The following is an 8,018-nucleotide window of genomic DNA, read 5'->3' on the forward strand; positions in this document are numbered from 1 at the left end:
AATATCCTTGCCTTTAAAGGCAAATGACGACGTTCTTGCAATAACTTTAAGTTGGTTAATTTTTGTTAGTGCATTTATAATTTCTTCGGTAATTCCATCGCAAAAATAGTCGTTATCAATATCATTACTCATATTGACAAAGGGTAATACAGCTATAGATTTTTGGTTAATCAAAATACCATTGTTGTGATTCAAAAATATAAAAAGAATTTAAAAACTGCTATAATTTAGATAGGTAACAATTATCCTTCCCAAATACAATGAAAGCTTCTCTTAATTAAAACGGTTCGTTAGTACAATCATTTATATAAAATAATTAGTAGTAATTTACTTTTACTTTTCGATAGATATGGGCAATAAGTTATAACATTTGAATTTAGTTTTATATTCTTTATCTCTGAGTATTGATACTTTTAACAAAATAAATCCAATACAATAAAACGATGAAATCCTTAATGCTAAATTGTACAGCATTCATAATAATGATAAGTTCTGTATATTCACAATCTACATTTGACTCCATTGATCCATATGCCAATGAAACCGAGGCCGAACGCGATGCCCGCATGGAATGGTTTCGTATAGCAAGATTTGGAATGTTTATACATTGGGGCGTTTATGCTGTTCCAGCTGGAATATACAAAGGTGAAGATGCTGGAAAATATGGCGAATGGATTATGTCGGACGCAAGCATACCCATGGCCACGTACCAAAACTACGCAAAGGAATTCAACCCTGTTAAATACGATCCAGAAGCATGGGTAAAATTAGCTAAGGATGCAGGCATGAAATATATTGTTATTACTGCTAAACATCACGACGGTTTTGCATTATTCGACTCAAAAGTTTCGGAATGGGACATTATGGATGCTTCTCCATACGGAAAAGACCTGATTGCCCCCTTGGCAGAGGCATGTAAAAAACATGGCATTAAGTTGGGACTTTACTATTCGCAAGCTCAAGACTGGAACCAGGGCGGTTCAGCTAGAGGTAATGATAAAAAAGGTAAATGGGATCCAGCTCAGGAATATGATATGGATGATTATATAAAAAATATTGCAGTGCCTCAAGTAAAGGAAATTTTAATGCAGTACCAACCTGCAGTATTATGGTGGGATACACCACGAGGCATGACTAAAGAACGCGCCGAACAATTCTTACCATTATTAAAACTTGCTCCGGGCGTTATTCATAATAACAGACTGGGTGGAGATTATGAAGGAGACATCAGTACGCCTGAACAATTTATCCCAGGTACTGGACTACCAGGCGATTGGGAATCATGCATGACAATGAATAATACTTGGGGATATAAAAGTAACGATAACAACTGGAAATCTACAGAAACACTAATACAAAATTTGGTTGACATAGCCAGTAAAGGCGGAAATTTCCTTCTTAACGTCGGACCAACAGCTGAAGGATTGATTCCAGAGCCAAGTGTTGAGCGTTTAAAAAATATTGGAGCATGGATGGATAAAAATAGTGAATCAATCTATGGAACAAGTGCAAGTCCTTGCCGTACACCTACATGGGGCCGTATCACAACACGTACAACAGGAAGCAATACGACACTATATCTTAACGTTTTTGATTGGCCAGAAAACGGAAAGCTATTTATACCTATTACCAATACAGTGCAATCTTGTAATTTGCTTGTTGATAAATCCCGAAAATTCAAAACAAAAACTGATGACCAGGGTACCACAATATCTTTAGTAGGTAAAGCTCCAGATGCTATAAGTTCTGTTATTGTATTAAAAATAAAGGGCAAACCTATGGTAAGCGATGCCGACATTATTAAGCAAAATGAAGATGGAACTGTTTTATTAACTGCACAACAATCCATAATAAATAATGTGATAGGTACTCATGTAGCCTACAATAAAGCGATGGATTGCATTGAACAATGGTCGACTAATAAAGTGACTGTAGATTGGGACTTTAATATTGATAAAGCTGGTACATACACTATTTCGATGGACCTAGCCTCGGAAGAAGAAAGTACAATAGAACTCACTGTGGCAGAACAAACCATTAAAAGTCAACTACCTGCAACAGGTAACTTTACAACTTACAAAAAAGTAAATGTTGGCGAAGTGATTATTGATAAAGCGGGTGATTATAGCATACATCTCAAACCAAACGATAAAAAATGGAACACCTTAAACCTAAAAAAAGTATGGTTGTTACCTAAATAATTCTTGGGTTTGGACTTAAAAAAACCAAATAAGATATCCAAATTCACAGTATAAAATCAGTTTTAATCTGTAGCTAATTTCATGAATAAGCAACTTAAAAAGTGCCTATTTTGAATATTTTTCAACTACGGAATCACCCCAATCAGCTATAGATTGAATTAACGGAATTAAAGTCTTACCAAAATCGGTTAACGAGTATTCTACTTTTAACGGAGGCTTCGATGTATACACCCGCCTTTTTATCAAACCATCGTCTTCTAACGCCTTAAGTTGCAAGCTCAATGTTCTTTCAGTAACTGTATGCATAGATTTTCTCAATTCATTATATCTCAATTTATCCGTCATTAAATGGTAAAGAATAACCGTTTTCCATTTTCCACCTATAATTCCCATTGTTAAACTCGCACAACAAGGATATTCATTACCTCTAAATTTGAGCATTTTTGGTTCTGCTGTTTCCATAAAATATATACTATCATTTTTGACCGTTATTGCAAAGGTAGAATACTATACTTACTTTTGCAACTATAATTTTTATAGTAACTAAAAAAACAATATAAAATGAAAGCAATGACAATTAGCAACTATGGTGAAAACGCAACTTTTGAATATACAGAAGTAGAAAGCCCCACTCTTAAAAACGGTCAAGTAGTAATTAAAATTTCAGCATCTAGTATCAATACGGTTGATACAATGATTAGAAGTATGGGAAAAGACCTGCCCTTTTCGCCTGCTACACCGGCAATTTTAGGAATGGACTTTGCCGGAACAATTGAAAAAGTTGGAGAAGGTGTTACTAAATTTTCAATAGGCGATGAAGTATATGGTTGTGCAGGTGGACTGGGAGATTTACAAGGTACCTTAGCTGATTATATCGCGGCTGACAGTAAACTTATTGCCCTAAAACCCAAAAACCTATCAATGAAAGAAGCGGCAGCCCTACCATTAGTTGGAATTACAGCTTACGAAGGTTTAATTCGTGCAAATGTTAAAAGCGGACAGAAAGTTTTAGTACACGGTGGTACTGGCGGAGTGGGACACGTTGCGGTTCAACTGGCAAAACATTTTGGCGCAGATGTTTACGCAACTATCAGTAACAACAAACAAGCTGATATTGTTAAATCCTATGGTGCAAAATCCATTAATTACAAATTAGAATCCGTAGAAGATTATGTGAAAAAACACACCAATGGCGCTGGTTTTGATGTGGTATATGATTCTGTTGGAGGCGACAACCTACTGAAATCCTTTGAAGCGACTGCATTAAATGGCCAAGTTGCTACAACCGTATCTTTAAACACACTTGATTTAAGCACCATGCATTTTAAAGGACTATCACTACACGTTGTTTTTATGCTTATTCCAATGATACACAATTACAAGAGAGAGCAACACGGAGACATTTTAAGCAATATTACAAAAATTGCCGAAGCAGGAGATTTAAAACCATTACTTGATGAACAACAATTTTCATTAAAACATGTCGGAGAAGCTTATGCAAGACTTGAAAGCGGAAACGCAATAGGAAAAGTAATAGTTGAAAATTAAATATTAAAAATGAATTTTAAATTTGCGCGCATACCACTTATCGTTTCAATTGTATTATTAGCTTCGTGCAATGTGAATAGAAAGGTGAAAAATGAAACCACTAACAATAATTTTGAACAGATAAAAAACCCAACAAATAGCGTTCTATTAGCTTCAGAAATTACATGGGAAAAATTAAATCCAGCAAGAGGTAACCAAAGTCCACAAGCTGGAACCATTTGGGGCGACCGAAATAAAGAAGTTGCAACTGGTTTTTTGGCAAAATTTGTTGACTGATTTTCATCACCACCACATATCCATAATACAACTTACAGGGCTGTGGTAATTAAAGGCAGTATACATAACGACGATCCGGAAGCAGAACATATGTGGATGAAGCCTGGAAGTTTTTGGACACAACCGCAAGGCGCATCGCATATTACTTCAGCCAAAGGCGACGAAAATATAACACTAGTTGAAATAGATAAAGGCCCTTATTTGGTAAAACCTATTGAGGAAGCGGTTGATAATGGTGAGCGACCAATTAACCTAGATGCATCAAATGTAGTTTGGTTAAACCATATAAAAACAAGTTGGGTTGCCCCTAAAAGTACAGCTGAATTAAGTTTTCTTTGGGACGACCAACGTTCAATAGGACTTTTTGTAAAACTTCCAATAAAATATAAAGGAACAATAAAAACAGACGGAACAACTTTACATTCTGTTGTAATACAAGGAAAATTGCATTATACGTTACCACAAAATCAAGAAACAAAGGTCTTGGACGCTGGGAGTTCCTTTAGTGCAACTGACAAAGCAATTCATACAATTTCCAACAATTCCAAAATGGAAATTATACTATACGTGAGAACCAATGGAACTATTAAAGTAGAATAAACAAGTTCCCAACAAAGAACTAACTAAAAAGGGCTGCTATTCAGTTAGTTTAGTTCTTCTAAATTAAACACAAAAAAACGGCTTAGCTTTTAAACCGTTTTTTTTTGTAAAAATTTAATCCTACTTTTTGTGTAAATCTTTTTTTACATTAAAGAATATTCATATTTTTAATTTTTATAATTAGGATATAGTTAATTATTTATATTCTATTGTTGGCAACAAATATGGAATACCATTACTACATACTTCGGAATGGAACTTCCACAGATAAACAAGGTTTGAAAACTGGCACTTTTATCGCTCGAATTCCGAATAATCTGCCAATGTATTTCACAGATGGTGATGGACCTTATAAATCGTTAAGAGCAATTAAAAAATACTCACCGATTTATAAGGAGCTTAAAAAAAATAATTCAAAAAGAGCTCAACAAATAATAGAAGACAAAAACATTATTAAATCTGACAAATTAATCGCAATACCAAAAGGTACTGAATTTAAACACGAAGTTGTAGATAGCTTTACTCACGCTACAATTGGTCGAATCAAAAATGGAAATTTAACTGGAATTCACTTTTTTGACCCAGAGAAAGTTAAAATCATAGAGATTCTTGAGAAAAACGAAAAAACTTCAGTTTTTAAAGCGAGATTTGAATTTTATGATAGTCGAACAAAAAAATGGATTGAGAAAAGAAAACCAAGTACATTCTTTCCTCAGAACTGGAATTTAGCAACTTTATTAATGGAATGTAAATTTGCTTTTGACAGAATTGACGAAACAGATTTAAAAGACGGTAAGATAAGGTCAATTACTAAGTCAAACATAGAAGTTGAAATAATTATAAAAAATGGAATTTTGAAATCATTATATCCATTAATTTAAAAAAATATCAGTTGCCAACACCGGTAACCGTTACACAAGTCCCTAATTTAAAAAAAACAAGTTAAAAATACGCCCTTTAAGGGCGTTTGTTTTTTGGATCAAGTAGCTTTTAAACAAAAACTAGAGCGCTACATACATTTATTAGTCTGTATGTTACCAATACTTAGGTATAAACGCAACCCCTGAAAAAAGAGATTTTAAATATTACAGAAGATAATTACTGCTACGAAAATACTAGGGCAAAAAGGGTTAATAGGATTCTTAAAGATGTGTTCTATCTTGATCAATCCCTGATAAATACAAATTACACGAAAAAAGGTACCAAAAAAAGTAATTAATTTATACAACGAAATAAGATTACACTTACCTTTACACTATAAAAGACCTAATCTGGTATACAAACTAACAACGTAAATCAATTTTTAAGCTGTAGCTATATTCAGGACAAGTCGCTCTTAGAAATCAATATAAAAATTAAAAAAATGAAAAAACAAATTTTAATTATCTCTAAAGTATTAAGTATTATTTTATTGATTAGTTGTAATTCAAAAACATCTAATACAAAGGGAGAAATTAGTTCTTCTACTGAACAGACTGCAAGCAAATTGAAGGAAGAGGAAACAAAATCAAATGCTAAATTAGCATTTCAATTTAATGGTGAATCTTTTTACCAAAAGACAGTACAAGAAAGTACATCTGCAGGAATGCGTACAAGTGGTAATAAATGGCTAATTAATTTTAGTGGTGAATCAAAAGATCAAGATAAAGAGATTGGCATTCAGTTTAAGGTAGAAAACTTTAATTTAGAAACAGGCATTGTTCCTGTAACTATTTGCACGTTAAGCCTTTTTGGATTTGAGGATCAACAACTGTATTCTAAAGAAGATTTGGTTCTAGAAATCACTGATGTTAAAAAGATAAAATCAGAAAGTAGTATGGGTACTACTATAAATGAATACAGCATAAAAGGAAACTTTCACGGAAGTTTTAAAACTACAACAGGTGAGAAAGTCCATAAAGTTGATAACGGAACTTTTGAAAACTACACGCTAGTGGAGATAATAAAAAGTAAATAGCCAAAAACTGATATTAAATAAATTATTATGTATTTATATTGTTTTTTAGAATTGAACCACAAAACTTAAACGCCTGCGCACAACACACAACATACCCAATAAGGAATTCAGTGGTATGCGAAGTGTTACAGCGCGCTTCAACTTTCGTATAATTGGGCAAAAATCGCACGCAAACCCCTACTGTCCATACACATAACGTTATGCCCCAAAACGACTTTCTGAATGGATAAAGATGAAATTAAAGATTCAAAAAACTATTGGAACGATGTTCTTTTGGCCACTATAACCATTATAGATTTTGGTTTTTTATATAAAGAAAATCTTACTCTAAAATAGTTTTTAACCAGCTATAGAAATTGTTCTACGGCATGCGTACAGTTAACTGAAATTTATTAAATAATATCTCTTGATTTTCTATTTTCCTTTGGAGTTTTAAAAATAAGAATTTAGTTACAAACATTGAAGTTTTTTATTTAAATTTGAAAGAGCATGCAACAGTAACTGTGCTTATTATTAACTGCTTAGATTACTATTTAATCAATTGTCTGTGCTCTTTTACTAAGTTTGATTTTCCTTTGGAAAAATCGCCGCCAACAAAAACACACAATTCATTCACAAAATTAAAGGGAATGACAAAATGGAAGTTAAAATGAACATTTTATTGAAACTAACAAAAATCAAACTGATTCCTTTATTAAAGGTAGGTAGAAATTTTATAGTTTATAAAAACGCAAAAGTTTCATTAGCAAAAACATCTAAGATAACTTTAAATAATGTTTTTCAATTTAATTCTAAATGGACAAATAATGACCCTTTCCCTTCTCTTTTAGCAATGAGTAGTGACTCAAGCTTAATTGTAAAAGGCAATTTTAAGATATTTTCGGGAAGTCGTGTATATATTAATGAAGGCGCAAGTTTAATATTAGGAAGTGGCTACATCAATAACAATTTAAATTTGTCATGTTTTGAAAAGATTGAAATTGGAAATAATGTTGCAATTTCTGAAAATGTCTGTATTAGAGATTCGGATAATCACACAATTTTACCAACTGCTCATCAAAAAAATCAAGCTGTGAAAATTGGAGACAATGTTTGGATTGGAATGAATGTAACAATATTGAAGGGTGTTACAATAGGGAATGGTTGTGTAATTGCCGCCGGTTCTGTTGTAAATAAAAGTATTCCGGATAAATGTTTAGCTGGTGGAGTTCCTGCCAAGATTCTTTATGAAAATATAGTTTGGGAATAATACTACTGCCAACACCCATAACCGTTGCACAAGCCAGAATTTTACAAAAACCAAATGAAACATTATTAGAGTTTTAAGCAAAGATTTTTTTTCTATGATTAACACCCCAATTATACAATTCCAAAATAACTTTTTTTAAGGTTTTGGAATGTTCTGTAGGTGTATATTCTGTTCTTACAGGAAAACC

At 32.9% G+C, this 8,018-nt stretch carries 7 protein-coding genes and 1 pseudogene; 6 read left to right on the forward strand and 2 right to left on the reverse strand.

From position 1 onward, the window contains the following. Positions 1–482 precede the first annotated feature (482 nt). Positions 483–2,201, forward strand: coding sequence for an alpha-L-fucosidase (locus ABYI63_RS16810; RefSeq protein WP_372758022.1), 1,719 nt, complete (start codon positions 483–485; stop codon positions 2,199–2,201). A gap of 105 nt (positions 2,202–2,306) precedes the next feature. Here the strand turns inward: ABYI63_RS16810 and ABYI63_RS16815 are convergent, their stop codons facing one another. Continuing rightward, a complete protein-coding gene (locus tag ABYI63_RS16815; RefSeq protein ID WP_372758023.1) occupies positions 2,307–2,663 on the reverse strand; it encodes a winged helix-turn-helix transcriptional regulator in 357 nt (118 codons plus the stop codon). 99 nt (positions 2,664–2,762) lie between these two features. On the opposite strand from ABYI63_RS16815, the gene ABYI63_RS16820 reads away from it, so the two are divergent. The 5 genes and pseudogenes from ABYI63_RS16820 (at position 2,763) to ABYI63_RS16840 (ending at position 7,831) form a co-directional block, all read left to right on the forward strand. Further along, positions 2,763–3,749: a zinc-dependent alcohol dehydrogenase family protein gene (locus tag ABYI63_RS16820; RefSeq protein WP_372758024.1), complete on the forward strand. Its 987-nt coding sequence runs from the start codon at positions 2,763–2,765 to the stop codon at positions 3,747–3,749. Positions 3,750–3,758: 9 nt separating this feature from the next. Continuing rightward, positions 3,759–4,625: pseudogene (locus ABYI63_RS16825) on the forward strand (DUF4437 domain-containing protein). 224 nt (positions 4,626–4,849) lie between these two features. Next, a complete protein-coding gene (locus ABYI63_RS16830; protein ID WP_372758025.1) occupies positions 4,850–5,506 on the forward strand; it encodes an EndoU domain-containing protein in 657 nt (218 codons plus the stop codon). Positions 5,507–5,988: 482 nt separating this feature from the next. Then, positions 5,989–6,582: a hypothetical protein gene (locus tag ABYI63_RS16835; RefSeq protein WP_372758026.1), complete on the forward strand. Its 594-nt coding sequence runs from the start codon at positions 5,989–5,991 to the stop codon at positions 6,580–6,582. A gap of 661 nt (positions 6,583–7,243) precedes the next feature. Continuing rightward, the gene (locus tag ABYI63_RS16840) at positions 7,244–7,831 is read left to right on the forward strand and encodes a DapH/DapD/GlmU-related protein (RefSeq protein WP_372758027.1); all 588 of its coding nucleotides are present in this window, start codon (positions 7,244–7,246) and stop codon (positions 7,829–7,831) included. Positions 7,832–7,904: 73 nt separating this feature from the next. On the opposite strand, the gene ABYI63_RS16845 is transcribed toward ABYI63_RS16840, so the two are convergent. Then, on the reverse strand, positions 7,905–8,018 hold a 114-nt coding region (locus ABYI63_RS16845), incomplete at its 5' end, for a winged helix-turn-helix transcriptional regulator (RefSeq protein WP_372758028.1).

The organism is Mariniflexile sp., from assembly GCF_041583155.1.
In the GTDB taxonomy this organism is placed as follows: Bacteria; Bacteroidota; Bacteroidia; order Flavobacteriales; family Flavobacteriaceae; genus Mariniflexile.